At 35.3% G+C, this 16,305-nt stretch carries 18 protein-coding genes, 1 pseudogene and 1 other annotated feature; of the genes and pseudogenes, 14 read left to right on the forward strand and 5 right to left on the reverse strand.

Annotated features, from left to right (window positions below):
- Positions 1-189: 189 nt before the first annotated feature.
- Positions 190-2,304, reverse strand: a complete 2,115-nt coding sequence (locus SO785_RS01850) for an FMN-binding protein (protein ID WP_003548080.1) — start codon at positions 2,302-2,304, stop codon at positions 190-192.
- 108 nt (positions 2,305-2,412) lie between these two features.
- Between SO785_RS01850 and SO785_RS01855 the strand changes: the two genes are divergently transcribed.
- The 11 genes and pseudogenes from SO785_RS01855 (at position 2,413) to SO785_RS01905 (ending at position 11,229) form a co-directional block, all read left to right on the forward strand.
- Positions 2,413-3,267 carry a LysR family transcriptional regulator gene (locus SO785_RS01855; protein ID WP_011254454.1) on the forward strand — a complete coding sequence of 285 codons (855 nt, stop codon included), beginning with the start codon at positions 2,413-2,415 and terminating at the stop codon, positions 3,265-3,267.
- A gap of 117 nt (positions 3,268-3,384) precedes the next feature.
- Entirely contained in the window at positions 3,385-4,173 is a 789-nt protein-coding gene (locus SO785_RS01860) for a hypothetical protein (protein ID WP_003548077.1), read from the forward strand.
- A gap of 182 nt (positions 4,174-4,355) precedes the next feature.
- The gene (locus SO785_RS01865) at positions 4,356-4,982 is read left to right on the forward strand and encodes a GyrI-like domain-containing protein (RefSeq protein ID WP_003548076.1); all 627 of its coding nucleotides are present in this window, start codon (positions 4,356-4,358) and stop codon (positions 4,980-4,982) included.
- 19 nt (positions 4,983-5,001) lie between these two features.
- Positions 5,002-5,373: an ASCH domain-containing protein gene (locus SO785_RS01870; RefSeq protein ID WP_003548074.1), complete on the forward strand. Its 372-nt coding sequence runs from the start codon at positions 5,002-5,004 to the stop codon at positions 5,371-5,373.
- Between the two features lie 65 nt (positions 5,374-5,438).
- Positions 5,439-5,636, forward strand: a pseudogene (locus SO785_RS01875) (AbrB/MazE/SpoVT family DNA-binding domain-containing protein).
- 37 nt (positions 5,637-5,673) lie between these two features.
- A complete protein-coding gene (locus SO785_RS01880; RefSeq protein WP_003548070.1) occupies positions 5,674-6,015 on the forward strand; it encodes a type II toxin-antitoxin system PemK/MazF family toxin in 342 nt (113 codons plus the stop codon).
- A 224-nt stretch (positions 6,016-6,239) separates the two neighbouring features.
- Complete coding sequence (locus SO785_RS01885; RefSeq protein WP_003548068.1) at positions 6,240-6,887, forward strand: NAD(P)H-binding protein; 648 nt, start codon at positions 6,240-6,242, stop codon at positions 6,885-6,887.
- Positions 6,888-6,957: 70 nt separating this feature from the next.
- Positions 6,958-7,236 (forward strand): type II toxin-antitoxin system Phd/YefM family antitoxin, encoded by a 279-nt coding sequence (locus tag SO785_RS01890; RefSeq protein ID WP_003548066.1) that lies wholly within the window; start codon positions 6,958-6,960, stop codon positions 7,234-7,236.
- Positions 7,236-7,583: a type II toxin-antitoxin system YafQ family toxin gene (locus SO785_RS01895; protein ID WP_003548064.1), complete on the forward strand. Its 348-nt coding sequence runs from the start codon at positions 7,236-7,238 to the stop codon at positions 7,581-7,583. The genes SO785_RS01890 and SO785_RS01895 overlap by 1 nt, the downstream gene beginning before the upstream one ends.
- A 266-nt stretch (positions 7,584-7,849) precedes the next feature.
- On the forward strand, positions 7,850-9,214 hold the full coding sequence (locus SO785_RS01900) for an FAD-dependent oxidoreductase (protein ID WP_003548063.1): 1,365 nt from the start codon (positions 7,850-7,852) through the stop codon (positions 9,212-9,214).
- 269 nt (positions 9,215-9,483) lie between these two features.
- Complete coding sequence (locus SO785_RS01905) at positions 9,484-11,229, forward strand: oligopeptide ABC transporter substrate-binding protein (RefSeq protein ID WP_011254450.1); 1,746 nt, start codon at positions 9,484-9,486, stop codon at positions 11,227-11,229.
- Between the two features lie 313 nt (positions 11,230-11,542).
- Here SO785_RS01905 and SO785_RS01910 read toward each other — a convergent pair whose 3' ends face one another.
- The 3 genes from SO785_RS01910 to SO785_RS01920 are packed head-to-tail and all read right to left on the reverse strand — an operon-like array spanning position 11,543 to position 13,424.
- Positions 11,543-11,857 (reverse strand): metal-sulfur cluster assembly factor, encoded by a 315-nt coding sequence (locus tag SO785_RS01910; RefSeq protein ID WP_003548061.1) that lies wholly within the window; start codon positions 11,855-11,857, stop codon positions 11,543-11,545.
- A gap of 9 nt (positions 11,858-11,866) precedes the next feature.
- Entirely contained in the window at positions 11,867-12,748 is an 882-nt protein-coding gene (gene sdaAA, locus SO785_RS01915; protein WP_003548060.1) for an L-serine ammonia-lyase, iron-sulfur-dependent, subunit alpha, read from the reverse strand.
- Positions 12,749-12,761: 13 nt separating this feature from the next.
- Entirely contained in the window at positions 12,762-13,424 is a 663-nt protein-coding gene (locus SO785_RS01920) for a serine dehydratase beta chain (protein ID WP_011254449.1), read from the reverse strand.
- Between the two features lie 177 nt (positions 13,425-13,601).
- Between SO785_RS01920 and SO785_RS01925 the strand changes: the two genes are divergently transcribed.
- Positions 13,602-13,895 (forward strand): hypothetical protein, encoded by a 294-nt coding sequence (locus SO785_RS01925; protein ID WP_003548058.1) that lies wholly within the window; start codon positions 13,602-13,604, stop codon positions 13,893-13,895.
- A gap of 37 nt (positions 13,896-13,932) precedes the next feature.
- Here the strand turns inward: SO785_RS01925 and SO785_RS01930 are convergent, their stop codons facing one another.
- Entirely contained in the window at positions 13,933-14,784 is an 852-nt protein-coding gene (locus SO785_RS01930) for a lipoprotein (protein ID WP_011254448.1), read from the reverse strand.
- Between the two features lie 36 nt (positions 14,785-14,820).
- Positions 14,821-15,055: a binding site (T-box leader), on the reverse strand.
- Between the two features lie 143 nt (positions 15,056-15,198).
- Between SO785_RS01930 and SO785_RS01935 the strand changes: the two genes are divergently transcribed.
- Both SO785_RS01935 and SO785_RS01940 read left to right on the forward strand, forming a co-directional pair.
- The gene (locus SO785_RS01935) at positions 15,199-15,495 is read left to right on the forward strand and encodes a hypothetical protein (RefSeq protein WP_003548053.1); all 297 of its coding nucleotides are present in this window, start codon (positions 15,199-15,201) and stop codon (positions 15,493-15,495) included.
- Positions 15,496-15,566: 71 nt separating this feature from the next.
- Complete coding sequence (locus SO785_RS01940) at positions 15,567-16,079, forward strand: GNAT family N-acetyltransferase (protein ID WP_011254447.1); 513 nt, start codon at positions 15,567-15,569, stop codon at positions 16,077-16,079.
- Positions 16,080-16,305 lie beyond the last annotated feature (226 nt).

Here is a 16,305-nt window from a genome sequence, read left to right on the forward strand (position 1 = left end):
TGAATAACTTTTATCCTAAACAACATCTAGATAAAAAAGTACAAAAATATATGATTAGTGCTAATATTGCATTGTTACTCGGTCTGATCATACATATTATTAACAAAATGTTTTTGAATATTTAGTTTATTGGCCAAATTAAAAGGGATGCGGATTGCATCCCTTTTTCGTTATATTCACTATAATTTACTAAATCTTCGCCGCATTTTCACCAGCGATTTTGCCTGAAACGAAAGTCCAGGCTTGAGCCTGACCACCCCATGGCGTGTAGGCTTCATCATTACGGTTTTCTACACCTTCTGAATCTTGACCAACCGCAAAGACGTTTTCAATCTTGCTACCGTCTTGACGTAATACGTTCATATCTTCATCAACATCAAGACCGCCACATGTAGCATATGCATAACCAGCAGCTTCAAAGAGGTAGTATTCTTTGTTTGGATCACCCAATGATTTGGTTAACTTTGCTTCATCCATGTTCAATTGTTTAGCTAACTCACTAGGAGTGCCTTTCCATGCATCCCCATGCTTAATGGCTTCGTCAACAATTTTATCAATATCCTTAATTGGAGTATGAGCAGCAGGAACCTTACCACCTTGATCAAGAATAATTACTACAACTTTAGAAGTGGTTTCAGATACTCCTTCATTCTTCATCTTATCCAAGTCTTCCTTAGTATAAGCATTGAAGTAGTGGAATCCAGGAGCATAAGCAATACCGACTGTTAACTTAGATTCTTCAATACCGCTTTCATCTTTACTGCCTAAAATGTTCCCAGTTTCATCAATTTGCTTAGCATCAGAAGTGATGGCAAGTGCTGAAAGAGTGGCTTTTTGATCTGGGGTTAATGAATCATCACGGATAATATTTGGTACTTGAGAAATATGAATCATCGGCAAAGTTCTTAATGCGTAAGTATTACCGCCAATGCTTTGTCCCATCTTGATTCCTTGACCTTTAGCTGTAGTAGAACCAAAGGTGTGGCAAGTATGACCATAAACATCCTTCATCATTTGATTATTCCCAACAAAGCCGCCACTAGCTAGAATAACTGCCCTACCATAAATGTTATAGGTAGTGCCATCATATGAAACTGCTTTAACGCCTATGACTTTACCGCTATCATCTTTGATAAAGTCCTTAGCGGCTAATTCCAATTGGTAATCGTTAACAGGATTCATGCCTTTTGCCTTATCAAGGGCGTTTTGATATTGATCAATATGTACAGGCTGACCAGCAGAATACCACTTATTGTCCTTAGCCGTATAAACCGCCCATTCTTTTGTCCAATCTTGTCTTACAAATGAAGGGAAGTAACCAGCTGGCATGCCAAAGGCAGGGCTATCGAAGCTAAAACCAAAATTCTTCATGTAATAATCTAGTGCAGGGCCATCTTCGTAGATGGCTTTTTTGATTACTGCAGCCTTCTTATCAGTTTTGACGTAGTCGATCCAAGTATTATAAAGATCTTCAGGATCGATATTGTCTTTACCATCGTTGTATTTCTTAGATTGAATCTTTGAGTTAACAACCATTGGACCTGAAGTTGAGATGGAGTTACCACCGATTCCAGCGGCTATATCTAAGCCAAATACTTTAGCACCGGACTTTGCGGCAGCACAGTAACTTAAAATACCAGAACCTCCAAGGCCCACAACGATAACATCAAAGTCTTTCTTTTCAACAGTATCATTCTTTTTAGTTACAGGAGTGTGCCATTCATCGTTATTTCCGCCAGCATCTTTGATAGCTTTTTCAGCGATTGATTTAATAGCACCTGAAGATACACTGGCACCTGTAACTGCATCAGTATCAAGTGATTGAGATTCAATTAGTCTGGGAATAAATTTCTTTTCAGCTACATGGAACCAAGGTGAAGTTTGGGAATCTTTTTCAGAAGTAATTTTTATATTTTTGATTTTATTGTTTTTGATAGTAACTTCACCTGTCATTGGAGCAATAAGGCTGTAAGATGGAACAGTTTCTGTATAAGTACCATCTTTTAATGGGGTTTTAGTTTGGTTTTCCGTGTCACCAGTAGCTTGCTTAATACAATCAGTGAGTGCACGTCTTACTGCGTTACTAGTTTCAGTTGCACCAGTAACTGCATCAAGTGAATCATCTTGCTTTTTTAAAATTTGTGCGCTCAGTTGGGAAACTACATCTTTATTACGTTGGCTAGTTTCACCTTCGACATTAATAGAAACATTTTTTATTTTGTCAGAATCAAAATTTACGGTTAAGTTAACATTTGAGCTGTGACCTTTAGCTGAGCTAGAGTAAGTTCCTTTAGTATATTTCATTGAGGATACCTTCTTTCTTTTACTTTAAATTATAACTGTAAGCGCTATTAGTGCTTGTGCTATTATAGAGATACAGCGTGAAGGACTGACTTAACTCGGAGAAAAAATATGTATAACAATGAATTAAATACATTTTTATTAGTAGCTAAGAATGGGAGTTTTTCTGGTGCAGCTAAGGAAATGTATGTTTCTAAAAATGCAGTAATGCAACAGATTAACTTATTGGAATCACATTTGGACTTAACACTGTTTAATCGGACGACTCATGGAGTGACTTTGACAAATGCGGGACGAGTTTTTGTAGAAGAAGCACAAAAAATATTGGAATTATCTGAACAGATTGATCAGAATTTAGCTAGATATAAAAATACTATTTTTGTAGGATCAGGATTTTTGAATCCACCGATTTTAATTAAGAAAATTTGGCATCAATTTTTGAAAATAAATCCTAAAAGCAGGATAGATTTTATAGAAATAGCAGATTATGAAAATTTGTCGAGGAATATTGATTTATTTGAGGGATGCTATGCTGAAAAGCCATTTCTGCGACAAGGATTTTCTTTTTGTAAATGCACTACATCAAAGCTAGTAGCAATTATGCCACCAAGTGATCCTCTAGTTAAAAGGAATGAATTAAGAATTTCAGATCTTAAGGAAAGACAAGTAGTTATTCCTGATGATTCAGCATATAAATCCATGCATGAGATAGAAAAATTTTTACAGGATAAAATTTCAAATATCAAATTAGAAAAATACAATTCTTTGACTACTGCTGTGGTAAATAATGCACAAATAAGAGATGAAATTTTGGTAGTTCCTGATTATTTAGGTACATTAGCTAATCCTAATTTGGTTAAAAAAGTAGATTGGGATTTGAAGATTGATTATGGTTTGTACTATCGTCCTGATTCTAGTGAATTATGTCAGAAATTGATTGAGACAATAAAGCGAGAATTTAATTAAGTTGTCTATAAAACAATAATTTTAATACTAATAAAATTAGGCCCATCCTATCTTTAAATAATAAAATAGAGATAATAGATAACTTATTTTTGATTTCATGAAAAGAAGAAAGTAATCATGTTTAAAAATAATAGAAAATTTATTAATGCAATGATTATTACGGCAGCGTTAGCAACGCCTATTTCACTTAGTCAATATTGTCACCCAACTTATGTTAGAGCAGTAGAAAATTCTGATCAAAATACCGATACTAATCGAACAGTCAGTGTGCAAAAGCTCTATGCGAATGTTTACGATCAGTCAACGGGACGCTTTTTAGGTAGATATTTACTTGATATAGAAAATGGCTATACAGATAGTCCACAGAGAATGTTTAGTTATAGTCAATTGCCCCAGATTGCTGGTTATGATTATACTTCGAATGCACCGGTGGTCTCCGTTGATTGGAACAATCCGAGTGGAATAACTGAAATGAAAGTTTATGCAATGAAAAAATCTGTTGCTTCATATCAAAATGATCATAGTAGTTCTTCAGTTCATAATTCTGCACATTATTCTTCTCAAGAAGAGCTGAGACGTAATCACGCAACGTCAAATGCTAATCAAAGCCAGAAATCTTCAAATACATCTAGTTCATCTGAAGATTCCTCGAATTCAATCAAAGAATCGTCCTCAGCCTCATCTTCATCGGTTGAACCAAAGTCAAATTTCACTAAAAATGAAGCTAAACCAAAGAAAACAACTAAAGCCAAAGTAGATAAAACTAAGGTAAAACAAAAAAGTAATAATTTGCCAGTAATACTAATAAGTGGCATTGTTTTGGTTATTGCTATTGTTGCAATTATCTGGGAAGTAATTAAAATAAGGAAACCACGTAAGGTACATAAGCATCAAAAAAATAACTAGCAAATGATTAATTAATAAATAATATAAATTTTCGATTTAGAAAATTCTATTACCAATCATCTAAAACTATAGTATATTCGTTAATCACATATATGTATTTATAAGGAATTTAAAAAGAATACTAAAAAAATAGCAATTAAGATACAATTAAAAGAAAGCGATTTAATAGAAAGTGAATTCTTATGACGTACGATTTCAAAAAAGAACAAAAACAATTTTATAAACCAGGCAAAAAGCCGGAACTGATTGATGTCCCAAAAATGACGTATATTGTAGTACGTGGCAAGGGTAACCCAAATGTTGACGATAGTGAGTATAAAAGGACGATTCAACTTTTGTACGGTATTGCTTATACCATTAAGATGAGCAAAAAGGGAACACATAAGATCAAAGATTATTTTGACTTTGTGGTGCCGCCACTTGAAGGTCTTTGGTGGCAAGATGGCAATAATGGAGTTGACTATACGCATAAGGAAAAGTTCGAGTTTATTTCTATGATTCGGGTGCCGGATTTCGTTACTCAAGATGTACTTGACTGGGCGATCAAAGAAGCTAGTGAAAAGAAAGATAGCGATTTTTCTAAGGTTAAATTAATTACTTTGGAAGAAGGTAAGTGCGTTCAAGTGATGCATGTGGGGGCTTATGATGATGAGCCAGCTACGATTGAGAAAATGAAAGAATTTGCGAAGCAAAATGGTGTGGTGCCAGATTATTCTGAAAAGCGCAGTCATCACGAGATTTACTTGTCTGATCCGCGCAGAACAAAGATAGAAAATTTGAAGACAGTTATTCGTATTCCTGTTAAGTAATGAATTAACGGAGGCAACAATGAAGGCATTATCGGTGCGTGGCGATTACATTATGGACATGATTGCAGGTAAAAAGAAAATTGAATATAGAACGTGGAAGACGAATTACCGCGGGCCGCTTCTGATGTGTTCAACTGCCAAGAAAGTGGCAGGTGCTGCAGCCGGTTATGCAATTTGTGTCGTGAATTTAATGGATATCCAATATTCTTCATGGGAAGATCTTTACTATTGGCATATTGAACTTGCCGATGTGATTAAGCCAATTCATGTGAAAGGCCAGCTAAAGCTCTTCAATGTCGACGATGATCTTATCAAGCCAATTAGCATGAAAGAATTTGAATCAGAAGTGCAACCGTTAATTTATACGCCAAAGAGAAAAAGAAAAAATTAGATTAAAAATGCTGATGTATCAAAGCTTACTAAGCAGAGATTATCAGCATTTTTGTTTATCTTAGGATGTTGCCAACCAAATTTGATATTGAAGTTAATAAAGATAATGAAATAGTTTTAAAAAAACAAAAAAGCCTGAAAGCTTAAAGGAACTTTTTGACGGTTTTGATTATAAAAAAATATTGGTCTGACTGGGAAAAAGAACATCCAAATCAATCTAAAGAAATTGATTCTGATGAACTAGTAGGAAGAGAATTATTTTAGCTTAGTTGTGAAATCTTCTTTGAAATGAGGTGATGATTTGGCAAGAAGATTTTATCAAGGGGATTTAATCAAGATGGACTTCAACCCTACGAGAGGTCATGAACAGAGAGGTTTTAGACCAGCTTTGGTAGTCTCAAATGATGACTTTAATGAGTTATGTGGTGGATTAATTAAAGTTGTAGCAATTACTAGCGAAATTAAAGAATTTCCATTAAATATGAAATTGCCTGATGGTCTACCTGTTCATGGACAAGTATTATTGTCGCAAGAACGAACTATAGATTCTTCATCAGTGGCTCGTGAATACAGCAAAGTCGGTAGCGTTCCGAAAGCTTTTTTGGAAGAAGCTCTTGAAAAAATCGCATTAACATATAAATAAAAAGACTGCTCTTATTTGAGTAGTCTTTTATAAAGCCTATTACTGGTCTGCTTTAAATACAGTATATAGGCTTTTATTTTTTGGTAAAGTTTGAAGAAAAGTAACCAATATCATATAAATATTTTCACTATGCATTCCCCGTATACCCATATCAAAAATTAGTAATTTTTCAAATTAACCGTAACACCTATAATTTCAATAGAAACGTTAAATGAATAGGTGGTATGAAAAAGGTGAGGATTTTTATTGCAGGTGCAACTGGACGTGTAGGCACACTTTTAACTAAAGACTTACTAGACGATAGACATGAAATTATCGCTGGAGCTCGTCATCCTGAGAGAATAGAAAAGAATGATCACGTCACTTCAGTTAAGTTTGATCTTCACGAAAGCGTCGCAGAAATGGCTGAAGCTATTAAAGGTGCCGATGTAATTTGCTTTACTGCAGGTTCGGGTGCAAAAGATTTACTCCAAGTTGACGCTTTTGGTGCAGTTAAGTTGATGCAAGCTGCTGAAAAGGATGGTATCAAGCGATTCATGATGCTTAGTGCATTGTTTTTACTTGAACCAACTAAGTGGAGAGCTGTTAAAGGCCTCGATGGATTAACTGATTACAATATTGCTAAGTTTTTTGCTGATAATTATTTAATTCATGATACTGATTTGAATTACACGATTTTGCAACTAACGGTGATGACCGACAAGCCTGGCACTGGCAAGATTACTATTGATGAAGGTAAGTTTGGTTATAATCCCGCTGAAGATGTTGCCAAAACTTTGGCTGATATTTTGAAATACGAAAACACGAGCCATAAGATCATCAAGATGCGTGAAGGTGATACGCCAATTGATGATGCTTTAAGTCAGGCTTAAATAATATTCGTTGATTAATTAACAAAATTAAGTACAATATTAAGTACAAGAATATAGGGAGGTAATTAATATGACCTTAGCATTAACACAAAGTGATTTTAGAGCTCACATAAAAAAATATTTAGATCAAGTAAATGACGATGATGAAGTAGTATATGTTGCTAGATCTAATAGCCGCTCAGTTGCTGTCCTTTCTCAGGAAAAATTATATTGGATGGAAAAAGCGTTGCAAGCTAAGGAGGATTCTTTAGATTATGCTATTGCTCGTGATCAATTAATTCAACGTCATGTATTACCAGATGATCCTGTTGTAAAATCGAATGATGATTATTGGGAGCAGTTTAAATAATGGCAAGATTACAATTTAGGCCACGTGCTACTTTCAACGCTGATTTAAAACGCTTAGGACGTCTTGATCCAACTATTATTGATGATGTACGAGCAGCGATTGATGAATTATTAGAAAATGGCGTATTACCTGATGAGTATGACGATCATCCACTTAAGCGACGGCTAGCTGGATATCGAGAATTTCATGTTCGTGATACCCCTCACGGAAAGCACCCAAACGATATTAATGATGTATTAGTGATTTGGTACGTAGAACGTAATGAATTAATTGCAGTTGGTGTGCGAGTCGGCTCACATGATCGATTGTTTCCAAATCAAAATAGTTTAAAGAAATATCATAAATAGAAGATCCTCAGTTAATTAGTAACCGAGGGTCTTTTATTTATAGTTTTGTATGTTGATAATATCTTTAACCGATAATAAAAGAAAATTAAATCACAATAAGATCAATAAATTTTTTTATCCAAATAACTTAATATATAGGGAATAATTAGCATAATAAGTAGTAATAAATGCATATTTTACTGATTTTATTCAAGCGTTAAAACTGTATCAATTTATGAAAGAGGTTACAATAGAACTGTTAAGTAATAAACAGGAGGTTTGGAATTTTGGATAAGAGAAAAGTAATTATTGTTGGTGCTTCACATGGTGGTCATGAATCAGCAATTGAGTTATTAGACAAGTACGATGACGTTGACGTAACTATTTACGAAGCCGGTGACTTCATTTCATTCATGTCATGCGGGATGCAATTATTCCTTGAAAATAAAGTTACTGCAGAAGATGATGTAAGAAACTTTGCACCTGAAGATATTGAGAAAAAAGGCGGTCATGTTTATGCCAATCATGAAGTGACTGCTGTTCATCCCGACAAGAAGACAGTTACTGTAAAAGACTTAACTAATGATTCTGAAGAAGAAGTTAGTTATGATAAATTAATTTTATCTTCTGGTGTAACGCCAAAAGTTTTGCCTGTTCCAGGTAGTGATTTAAAGAATATCTACTTAATGCGTGGACGTGACTGGGCTTCTAAGTTAAAAGCGGCAACCACTGATCCAGCAATTAAGAACGTAGCTATCATTGGTGCAGGTTACATTGGTACTGAAGCTAGCGAAGTATTTGCCAAAGCAGGCAAGCATGTAACCTTGATGGATATGATTGATCGTCCTTTAGGAACTTACCTTAATCCTGAATTATTGGATATCTTAGAACCAACATTTAAGGATCATATGGATCTTAAAATGGGCGTTAAGATTGAGGGATTTAATGGCACTGATAAAGTTGAAAGTGTCAAGACAGACAACGGTGATGTATCTGCTGACTTAGTTGTGGTTTCTGCTGGTGTAAGTCCTAACACTGATTGGTTAAAGGGCACTGTTGATCTTGATCAAAGAGGCTGGATTAAGACTGATCCATACTTGAGAACTAATGTTAAAGATGTTTATGCAATTGGAGATGCTATTTTGCCATATTCAATTCCTGCAGGTAAACCAATGCCAATTGCATTAGCAACAACTGCTCGTCGTGAAGCACAATATTTAGTCGATCACTTATTTGAAGCTAAACCTGATCAAGTATTCAAAGGTGTAATTGGTGCTTCTGCATTAAGCGTATTTGATTATCATTTTGCTACAGCAGGTTTGAATCAATTCTCAGCTGAAAAGAATGATATTCCATATGGAACTAGTTTTTATGAAGATTCAATGCGTCCAGCTTATATTCCAGAAAAGGATAATCCTAAGGTTTATGTAAGTTTAACTTTCAATCCATATAACCATCAAATTTTGGGTGGTGCTGTTCTTTCTAAATATGACGTTACTGCTCAAGGCAATGTTTTGGCTTTGGCAATCAGTCATAAAATGACTCTTGAAGATTTGGCTGAGCAAGATTTCTTCTTCCAACCCGGATTTGACCGCCAATGGAGCTTACTCAACTTAGCCGCACAACATGCCTTAGGTTTAGCTAGATTTTAAAAAATAAAATTTCTTGTTGACAAACTTCATTAGTAAGATTAGCATAATATTAAATTTATTTAAGAAAGGAGCTACATATCATGTTAGAATCACAAAGCGTATTAACAGTAGAATTACGACGCCGCCACCAAAATGATGGTCTATTTTGTGATTCTAAATTATGGTGTGCGGCGATTTTTGTTAAATAATTAATTGAACGATTATTAAGCAAGGACTCACATCCCTAATTGGGATGTGGGTCTTTTTTTATTGAAAAGAGAGTAAAAGCTATGAAGTCAATGAAGTTAGTAAGTTCAGCAAGTTTAATTATTGGTGCAGCCTTAAGTTTAGCTGCTTGTGGTCAAAATACTAAATCTGATACTAAGAGTGCAGAAAAATTCCCAGAACAAACGCCCCAAAAGACGGCTAAAAATGGTGGTACTTTAAATTATGCTATTGAAACAGATACTCCATTCAAAGGAATTTTTGACAGTCAATTGTCTGTTGATCAAGTTGATTCTGATGTAATGCAATTTGGTAATGAAGCATTATTTGATACTGACAATAGCTACAAGATTACTAATAAAGGCCCGGCAACTTTTAAGCTTAATTTAAAGAAAAAAACAGCTACGATTACAATCAAAAAGGGTGTTAAATGGTCAGATGGCAAGCAGGTTGTTGCTAAATATCTTGAATATCCATATGAAATGACTGCTAACAAAGCAACTAATAGTTTGAGATATTCAGATTCACTAGCAAATATTGTAGGGATGAAAGAATACCACGCTGGCAAGGCTAAGACGATTTCTGGAATTACTTACCCTGATGGAGAAAACGGTAGAACTATTGTCATCCACTTCTTATCAATGAAGCCGGGGATGCTCCAATCAGGTAATGATTACTTCATTGAAACTGCAGCACCTTACCACTACTTAAAAGATGTTCCTTTTAGCAAATTAGTTTCTTCTGATCAAATTAGAAAAGATCCGCTTTTCTTTGGGCCATACAAGGTAAGTAAAGTAGTAAGAGGGCAATCAGTAACCTGGGTGCCAAACAAGTACTCTTGGAGAGGTACACCAAAGCTAAGTAAAATGGTGGCGCAAGTTGTCTCAACGAATTCTGCTTCACAAGCAATTAAGAGCCATAAGTTTGATATTGCCGATGTGGTAAATTCACAGTGGCAAGCGGTTAAAGACGCTAAAAATGTTAACTTCGTAGCTAGAATTCCACTAGCTTATAGTTATTTAGGCTTTAAAGTTGGTAAGTGGGAAAATGGCAAGAATGTAATGGACAAGAATTCCAAGATGAACAATAAGTCTTTACGGCAAGCAATGGCTTATGCCATGAATATCAACCAAGTTGAAAAGAGGTACACTCAAGGTTTAACTTTCAGAGTGCCAACTTTAATTCCAGCTCAATTTGGGGATTATTTTGATAAAAATACCAAAGGTTTCCCATATAATTTGAAAAAAGCCAATGAATTGCTTGATAAAGCTGGCTACAAGAAGAAGGGAAAATGGAGAGTCCAACCAAATGGTAAGCCTCTCCACATTCACTTCTTGGCAATGAGTGGTAGTGCAGTTCAAGAGCCAATCGTTCAGAACTACATTCAACAATGGAGAAAGATTGGTTTACATGTTAATTTAGCTGGTGGCAGATTAATAGAATTCAATTCCTTCTATGATAAGTTGGATCACGATGATAAGGGAATTGATATGTTTATGGCTGCATGGTCACTTTCAACTAAACCTTCACCAAGAGGAATGTATAGTGAAACTAATCCGATGAACGATTCAAGATTTGCTACTAAAGAAAATAATAAGTTGCTTGACAAGATTGACTCTACTAAGGCGTTCAACCATAAATACAGAGTCGCTGCTTTCCATAAATGGCAACAATATATGAATGATGAAGCTTATATTGTGCCGCTTACTAATTCATATGCAATTCAAGCTGTAAATAATAAATTAGTTAACTATTCACTCAAGCCAGCAGTTGCTAACAGTGTTTGGTATAAGGTGGGTTATGCCAAATAGAGTTTTGATAAATAAAAAACACTCACTTAAGTGAGTGTTTTTAAGTCTTTTTAGCCAACTAACAGCATCTTCCAAAGTTGACTACTGGTGTACCAATTGTGTGGCTGGATTGCTGCAAGGCTAGCAATAATGATAAAAATTCCAATTGTTGAGATCGAGATTGAAAAAGTAAAATTAATTATATTAGAAGGGTAGCCACTTTTGCGGCATCTCTTAAAGATGTGCAGTGCTAAGCCAATGCAAATTAACCCTACAAAGATTCCAATTTCATAAAAAATACTCATATAACTCCCTTTAATTAGTTTCTTCTTTCTTACTTATATCCAAAATATTTCTTAGCCGCATCACTCATGCGATCTGGTGACCAAACAGGATACCAGACGAATTCTACATCTACATTTTTAACTTCATCAACTTTTTTAACAGCTTCAGTAATTCCACTAATCAAGACTTCGGTTAATGGACAGGCTGGGGTAGTTAACGTCATGTTGATTAAACAAATACCATCTTCATCAAGATCGATTTCATAGATTAAGCCTAAGTTGACTACATCGACATTTAACTCAGGATCAATCACTGTAGCAAGTTGTGCAATGATATCATTTTTGATTGTTTCACTATCGCGCATATTTTCACCTTAAGCATCTTCACCAAAAATTTTTGCTTTAATTGCCTGACCAGTTGGTGTGCCAGCCAAGCCGCCAATTCCTGTTTCACGTAGGGATGCGGGCATCTGGTGGCCAACTTTTTTCATTGCATCGATACATTCGTCTGCTGGAATTACACTAGTGCATCCCGCAAGCGCCATATCTGCAGCAACTAATGCATTACTAGCACCAATCGCATTTCTTTTTACACAAGGTACTTCAACTAAACCAGCGATTGGATCACAAACTAATCCAAGTAAATTAGACATGGCAATTGATAATGCTTGTGCGCTTTGCTCGGCTGTTCCACCGGCTACTTCAACTGCAGCAGCAGCCCCCATAGCTGAAGCCGAACCTACTTCAGCTTGACAGCCACCGGTTGCGCCAGCAATTTCAGCATTGTTAGCAATCACCATGCCAAAGCCTCCCGCAGTAAAAAGAAAGCGAATCATTTGTTCTTCAGTAAGATTTAGCCGTTTTTCTAGCATGAATAATACACCGGGTAAGGTTCCGGATGATCCGGCTGTAGGTGTTGCACAAATAACGCCCATTGCGGCATTAACTTCATTGGTTGCTACTGCATTTTGTACAGCAGACATTATTGTATCACCAGAAAGGGTGTGGCCTTTTTCACGATACTTTTTAATTTTTACCGCTTCACCGCCAGTCAGACCGGTGCTGGAATAAACTCCGTTGCCTGTGCGGCCTTTTTTTACCGCTTCACGCATAGTTTCCAAATTATATTTCATTCTATTCCAGATCTTTTCACGGGGCTGCCCAGACATTTTGCATTCTTGTTCAATAATCAATTCGGAGATTGGTTTGCCAGTTTTTTCAGAGTCGGCAACGATTTCTTTAATATGGTTATACATAATATCTTCCTACCTATAAACAAATAATGTTCTTATACTTCTTTTTCAATTCACCGACTAATGATGGTTTGAAGTAGTTATTAATGTCATATTCATAGATGTAACAAGTTGGTGATTTATAGATATGCTTTTGCATAAAAGGTGCCTTTAACTTTAAAAAATCACTTAATGATTGTTCATGATTTAATTTTCTCTCATAGTCAACCAAGATAACAATAGGTAGAGAACCGGCTGGCTCAATATTAATACCATGTAAAACAATATTGCGTACTTCAATTGCTCCACCGCCGATTGAACAGCCAGATAGTTGAACTTTCTTAGTGCCATCTGTCATGTCTAAAATGGCTGTGTTAGGGTGATGAATTGGACTTTCGCCTTCTTCTTCGACAAAGCGAATATCGATTCCACGTTTTTTAGCAATTTCAGGTGCTTTAGGCACACGCAAGTCATCAGTATTAAAACCTAAAATTCCTGCAGCAATGGCATAGTCAGTGCCATGGCCGCGATGCGTTTGAGCAAATGATCCGTAGTAATGAACCGTGACTTTTTTAGGAACACCACCAAAAAGTTTATTTCCTTCACGACCAATTGCTACAGCACCGGCAGTATGAGAGCTAGATGGCCCTACCATGACCGGACCGATTATATCAAAAACGCTTTTATAACGATTCTCCATCATAAATTCCCCTATATTTATTCTTGTTTCTAATTATAACGGATTATGTTCAATTAACATTAATTTGTTAAAAAAATAAGGTGATTATAATTACTGAACAGTAGTTTTTCTTTTAGCATCTTTTCAGTATAATTTAGTGGCAAAGAATTACAGAAGTTTTAGAAAAGGATAAAGCAGATGACTAATGAAAAAGATAAATTAAAGCGAAATTTGGAAAAAGTAGCTGAAGAGCGTGGCAACCAACAAGCCGTATCTTACGTTGATTTATTCAATCCAATGTTTATGCAAAAAAACACTAACTTTACTACTATTGATGTTTTTGTAAAAGAACTTGGCTTAAAAGAATTTCAAGATATTGAAAGTGTAGCTCAAGACGTGATTGATAATTTTGTAAAAAAGGAAACCAAATTTGAAAATTGGCAGGAAATGCAACAACGTGCAGTGAGCGACTACATGACTAGATTATTCTAATGGAAAAGCAGCCTAGCATTATGCTAAGCTGCTTTTTCTATTTCAAAGTAACATCCCATGCGGCAATTTGTTTATTACCATAGTACTTTTTATAAATTTGTTTAGTTTTCTTAGTTTGGTAAGTTTTCACGATTTCGCGATAAATCTTTTTGTTTTTATCCTTAGTGCGAGCACAGATAATGTTGATCCATTGTTTAGAATCTTTGTTCAGTGGTTCAACGAAGATAGTTTGTTTATCGCCCAGGCCAGCTGGAGCTGCGAAGTCGTTGTTGACTACGGCAGCATCGACGTCATTGATTACACGGCTCGTCTGTTCAGAAGCTACTTCTTTGATCTTGAAGTGGTTAGGATTGTCAGTAATATCGGCAACCGAGACTAAGACTTTATTGGGCTTAAGTTTGATTAAGCCAGCATTTTTTAAAACAAAAAGGGCGCGTGATTCGTTGGTTGAATCGCTAGGAACTACAATAGTAGCCCCTTCAGGCAAGTCATTAAGATGATGATATTTTTTACTATATAGACGAATTGGGGCGATGTAAGTTTTACCAATTGCGCTAATACCACCATGATTAGCCTTGTTCCATTCTTTTAAAAAGGCATAGTGTTGAAAAGCATTAAGCTGTACATCTCCAGATTTTAGAGCTTTATCAGGCTGATCGTAGCCGTCGAAGCTGGAAGTCTTTACAATTACTCCGTATTTTTGCTTAACAGTTTTAGCAACGCTTTTCCAAATCGCAATATCACCTTTACTTGCACCAACGATCCCCACTTTAACTACTTGGGGACCGCGATTAGTGGGAGAGTAGAAAAAGCTGAAATATCCAGCGATTAAAATTAACAAGGTACATGAACTAAGTATAATTTCATTACGGCGTCTTCGTTTTCTCATATTTTTCTCCTTTGCAATTAAAAAAGCACCCGTCCAAAAAAGGACGAGTGCTTCGTGTTACCACCTTTATTCATTATCTGCTCACGCAAATAACCTTTGAACTATCTAACAATAGTTTGCGTTGTTAACGAGCGCAACCCCGTTATTGGCTAAATATCACCAGTACAATCATTTTGAACCCATTTTCACTAAAAGCTTTTTCTTGCTTCACACCAACCAGCAATTCTCTGAAAAAAGTATTTTTAGTTACTCTGTTCATCAAGATTTTTTAATTATTGCAATAAATTTATAACTTCATTTTAATGATGTCAATAAAAATTTGAATCTTAATTCAGTCTGTCAATGATTAAGAATGGTATGATAAAAGTAGTAAAAAGTATATTTTGACGTAGTTTAAAGAAAAGGAAGAGAACGATGGAAGATAAAAAAATTGTTCAAAAGATTGAACAAAGCGTCAAAGAATCAGAAAATTGGAGTGTATATCATCACTTAAAGGATAAGTTAGGATATCCAGCATTGATGTTGCGTCAAACTAATACGAGCGCAAATAGTTTTGGTGTGAATATCGATATTTTTAAAGGATATGCATACTTGTTTTTGGATAATGGTACACCGGCAGAGCCAGGTAAACCGTTTTCCGTACAAGATATATCAGATTGGGAAGCATTGCAAGAGCTGCTTGACATCATCGAACCTTACATGAAAAAATAACTCATAAAAACGAATTTGCATAACTATCTTGCAAATTCGTTTTTATTTAAGTTAAAAGGAAGGGTTTATTAATGCAAAAATACACTAGATTAGCGAACGAAAATGATTTAACTGAGATTATGGCGATTATAGGGGATGCTAAGAAATTTTTGAAAGCATCAGGAAGTACGCAATGGCAAGGTGGCTACCCAAATGAAGAAGTTATCTTAGATGATATTAAAAATAAGAATGCTTATGTATTGATTGCAGGAGAAAAGGTGGCTGGTTATACTGCGGCAATTACTGGTGTTGAGCCAACTTATCAAGAAATTGATGGTAGTTGGAATAAAGATGATCTTTATACGACAATTCACCGTATTTGTTTAAGTGCAAATTATCAAGGACAAGGTCTAGGCAAAATCTTTTTGTCAGATATTATCAGTTTGCAATACGTAAATGGTATTAGAAACTTTCGGGTTGATACGCATCGTTTGAATAAACCAATGCAAGCTTTGGCGAAAGAAAATGGTTTTAAGTATCGCGGTATTATCATGGTTGATGAAAAAGGTGATCCCAAACGATTGGCATATGAGTTAAATTTATAGCGCTTATAATTGCTGAGTACAGATGAAACTTTTTGTTATTAAAAAACTTAAATCACATTTTTAAAATGTTATTTAAACCTTTTTTATCTTTATAATATCAGTACCCGACGGTGGGTGAACTTAAAATGCAGTGTTTTTTTATAATGGTACTCATTCTACATAACTTTTATAAAATAATGTCTTTTTTGATACTTTTTTTAAAAGAACATGGTAGACTAAATACGTT

The organism is Lactobacillus acidophilus (assembly GCF_034298135.1).
GTDB lineage: Bacteria > Bacillota > Bacilli > Lactobacillales > Lactobacillaceae > Lactobacillus > Lactobacillus acidophilus.

What these genes read in the sequence shown, in the direction of transcription:
- SO785_RS01925 (WP_003548058.1), top strand. Translation starts at nt 13,602, where the DNA reads ATGACTAATGAAAAAGATAAATTAAAGCGAAATTTGGAAAAAGTAGCT.
- SO785_RS01870 (WP_003548074.1), top strand. Translation starts at nt 5,002, where the DNA reads ATGAAGGCATTATCGGTGCGTGGCGATTACATTATGGACATGATTGCA.
- SO785_RS01920 (WP_011254449.1), bottom strand. Translation starts at nt 13,424, where the DNA reads ATGGAGAATCGTTATAAAAGCGTTTTTGATATAATCGGTCCGGTCATG.
- SO785_RS01850 (WP_003548080.1), bottom strand. Translation starts at nt 2,304, where the DNA reads ATGAAATATACTAAAGGAACTTACTCTAGCTCAGCTAAAGGTCACAGC.
- SO785_RS01935 (WP_003548053.1), top strand. Translation starts at nt 15,199, where the DNA reads ATGGAAGATAAAAAAATTGTTCAAAAGATTGAACAAAGCGTCAAAGAA.
- SO785_RS01940 (WP_011254447.1), top strand. Translation starts at nt 15,567, where the DNA reads ATGCAAAAATACACTAGATTAGCGAACGAAAATGATTTAACTGAGATT.
- SO785_RS01890 (WP_003548066.1), top strand. Translation starts at nt 6,958, where the DNA reads ATGACCTTAGCATTAACACAAAGTGATTTTAGAGCTCACATAAAAAAA.
- SO785_RS01930 (WP_011254448.1), bottom strand. Translation starts at nt 14,784, where the DNA reads ATGAGAAAACGAAGACGCCGTAATGAAATTATACTTAGTTCATGTACC.
- SO785_RS01865 (WP_003548076.1), top strand. Translation starts at nt 4,356, where the DNA reads ATGACGTACGATTTCAAAAAAGAACAAAAACAATTTTATAAACCAGGC.
- SO785_RS01895 (WP_003548064.1), top strand. Translation starts at nt 7,236, where the DNA reads ATGGCAAGATTACAATTTAGGCCACGTGCTACTTTCAACGCTGATTTA.
- SO785_RS01910 (WP_003548061.1), bottom strand. Translation starts at nt 11,857, where the DNA reads ATGCGCGATAGTGAAACAATCAAAAATGATATCATTGCACAACTTGCT.
- SO785_RS01905 (WP_011254450.1), top strand. Translation starts at nt 9,484, where the DNA reads ATGAAGTCAATGAAGTTAGTAAGTTCAGCAAGTTTAATTATTGGTGCA.
- SO785_RS01855 (WP_011254454.1), top strand. Translation starts at nt 2,413, where the DNA reads ATGTATAACAATGAATTAAATACATTTTTATTAGTAGCTAAGAATGGG.
- sdaAA (WP_003548060.1), bottom strand. Translation starts at nt 12,748, where the DNA reads ATGTATAACCATATTAAAGAAATCGTTGCCGACTCTGAAAAAACTGGC.
- SO785_RS01885 (WP_003548068.1), top strand. Translation starts at nt 6,240, where the DNA reads ATGAAAAAGGTGAGGATTTTTATTGCAGGTGCAACTGGACGTGTAGGC.
- SO785_RS01860 (WP_003548077.1), top strand. Translation starts at nt 3,385, where the DNA reads ATGTTTAAAAATAATAGAAAATTTATTAATGCAATGATTATTACGGCA.